The sequence below is a fragment of the Polynucleobacter sp. 39-46-10 genome (genome assembly GCF_002282275.1).
In genome coordinates this window covers 1-2,509 of sequence record NZ_NCJB01000322.1, presented here as the reverse complement: position 1 = coordinate 2,509, position 2,509 = coordinate 1, and the positions used below count along the sequence as shown (strand labels likewise).

At 46.1% G+C, this 2,509-nt stretch carries 3 protein-coding genes and 1 pseudogene; 2 read left to right on the top strand and 2 right to left on the bottom strand.

What is annotated here, in order from left to right:
* A partial coding sequence (locus tag B7X71_RS15120) for a lytic transglycosylase domain-containing protein (RefSeq protein ID WP_293601286.1) occupies positions 1 to 771 on the top strand: 771 nt, incomplete at its 5' end.
* Positions 772 to 849: 78 nt separating this feature from the next.
* Here B7X71_RS15120 and B7X71_RS15115 read toward each other — a convergent pair.
* Positions 850 to 1,197 carry an FKBP-type peptidyl-prolyl cis-trans isomerase gene (locus B7X71_RS15115; RefSeq protein WP_215302647.1) on the bottom strand — a complete coding sequence of 116 codons (348 nt, stop codon included), beginning with the start codon at positions 1,195 to 1,197 and terminating at the stop codon, positions 850 to 852.
* 75 nt (positions 1,198 to 1,272) lie between these two features.
* Here B7X71_RS15115 and B7X71_RS15110 point away from each other — a divergent pair, with 75 nt between their 5' ends.
* A complete protein-coding gene (locus B7X71_RS15110; RefSeq protein ID WP_293601284.1) occupies positions 1,273 to 2,289 on the top strand; it encodes a DUF6352 family protein in 1,017 nt (338 codons plus the stop codon).
* Here the strand turns inward: B7X71_RS15110 and B7X71_RS15105 are convergent.
* A pseudogene (locus tag B7X71_RS15105) lies at positions 2,272 to 2,509 on the bottom strand (MFS transporter); the annotation flags it as partial. The gene B7X71_RS15110 and the pseudogene B7X71_RS15105 overlap by 18 nt on opposite strands.

Genomic DNA, 2,509 nt, shown 5'->3' with positions numbered 1-2,509 from the left:
GATGAAGCTCGCCAGATGGTTTGGCAAAACGGTTTTGGAATTCTCGATCAGTATCAAGAAGATGCTCCTCAGGCCCTAGCTGACAAAGAGATCGCCAACGTGATCTATGGCAAGGTTTCGGCCGGCCCTAATAGCGGCCTGACAAGTGCTAAGCAGCAAACAGTAGCACTCTTGATGCCATCAGTAGCTCATGCGCAAGTGAAGCCGATCTCGCATTTATCAGATCGGATTCCAGTATCAAAAATAGATCCCCAGGCGCTTGATTCCAAATTGATGACATCGATTCAAAATCAACGCGCAGTAGCTGACTTCTTCGAGAAAAAGTACAAGCTGGATCGCGCCAAGATTGAAGAGTATGTATCGAATACTGTTTTGATTGCAAAAGAAGTCAATATTGATCCAGTCCTTTTACTCGCCGTAATCTCAGTGGAGTCTAACTTCAACCCACTTAGTAAAAGTCATGCTGGCGCTGAGGGCTTGATGCAGGTGATGACTTCTATTCACCAAGATAAATATGCCTTGTATGGCGGCGTTAGTGAAGCGGTTAAGCCAGAGGTGAATATTCGGATAGGCGCCTACATCCTGAAGTATTTGATAGCGACCAGTGGCTCATTACGTAATGGCTTGAAATACTATGTTGGTGCGGCAAATGCAGAAAATGACGGCGGCTACACCGATAAAGTGATGGCGGAGAGAAATCGTTTGATTAGTTTGTGCCAGCCAACATCGCAAAGTAAATTAACTTTGAACGGTAAAGATTTGCGTTCATAGGCACCTCATTTACTTTGTAAAAATAAGGCCACTCAGTTCAATTGAGTGGCCTTATTACTTGCAGATGCAGCTTTCGAATTAACTGACTCCGTGTAGCTCCACATCAAAGACCAGCGTCGCATTTGGGGGAATCACACCACCAGCACCACGTGGCCCGTAACCCATTTCTGAAGGGATGATCAGAGTGCGTTTACCGCCGATTTTCATGCCTTGTACACCCTGGTCCCAGCCCTTAATGACATGGCCAGCACCTAAAGGAAAGCTGAATAATTGGCCGCGATCAAGGGAGCTATCAAACTTCTGCCCTTTGTGATCTGGTGCATTCTCATCAAATAACCAGCCGGTGTAATGTACGTCTACATCATTGCCGGCAACAGCTTCCGCGCCATCACCAACAACAGTATCTATTTTTTGCAGTTCGCTCACGTTTTTCTTCCTCTTTGGCTGAAATTGAGGGGCTAGTATATTCTGAGCGTAATCTTTTTGTTCGAGCACAATCACATGACACACTTCTGGCCTCATTCCGCATATCAAACCCTGACGGTGGGCTCGGATAATCAATTACTGGTGACAGATGATTTTCTGCGTACTTACCTACTGCGCCCAGAGTTAAATCTCGTTCCTGAATCCTGCGATGCAGAGCGAAGTCTGCATCAACGTTTAAGCGAGAGCCCGCGTGCAGTAATTTCGGAGCAAGAAATTGCCGCGATGTCAGATCCTGATATTCAGGTGAACTATCAGGTTTGGTTGAGATATCGAGCCAAATTATTGGCGGCTAGCTCTTTAGAAAACTTCTATATGAGTTTATTTAAGGGTGAAGGTGTAGATGTTCCACCGCTATTTATTTCTCAGCTGGCGCAAATATTTATTCACCACATCTTGGGTCAAGATTGCCATCCTTTAGATGCCCGCATGGGCGAGATTTTCTTTCGGACTCAGAAGATTACTGTACTAGAAGACGGTGTTGTAATGGGTGCAGATGATGAGGTGGTTACTCGCAATGCACAGGCAGGGGAGACTGGCAATATTCTAGATCTCCTGAAGAGTAAGTCGATGTCTATGCGCTCGATCGACTTAGATGTTCTGCATGAAGAAAATGCTGATCTCTATTGGGAGAAATCCGAGGACCATGATTTTGCGGTTCAGCTGAATTTTGGGCAGCCACCTATTAATCACTTTTGTCGCGTGCTTGAAAAATGGATACAACATTTTTTAGGTGCTCAGGTACGTATTACCCCAATGCAGCAAATCACTGACCCAAAGTGGTCTTGGCATGTTGGTCTAGATGCTGCTGCATCCGATATCCTCAATAAGCTGTATAAAAAAGAGCCCGTAGATGCGGATGAGCTTGAGAGGGTGATCTGTTTATTCCGCCTCGACTTTATCGATGAGGCTGCTGTGACCCAATCGCAGGCTGGAAAACCAGTCTATATGGCGATTGCTATGAATGATGAAAAGCAACTCAAGCTGAAACCGCAAAACCTGCTCTTCAATTTGCCCTTAGCTAAAGCTTCCTAGTTTCTTTCGATTGGCGCTAAGCCAAATCAAAGCACCTGCTGTGACGGCAACTGGAAGTAGTGAGCCCCAGTTCAAAATATTCCAGCCCTGCGAGGTAATGAGTGCGCCAGAGCCGAAAGAAGTAAAGGCCATAGTGCCGAACACAAAGAAGTTAATTGCTGCCTGAGCTTTGTCACGCTCTTCTGGGCGGTAAGCCGTCATCGCCAATGAGGTCGAACCC

Coding starts and splice junctions, on each gene's coding strand:
- B7X71_RS15110 (WP_293601284.1), top strand. CDS start 1,273: ATGACACACTTCTGGCCTCATTCCGCATATCAAACCCTGACGGTGGGC.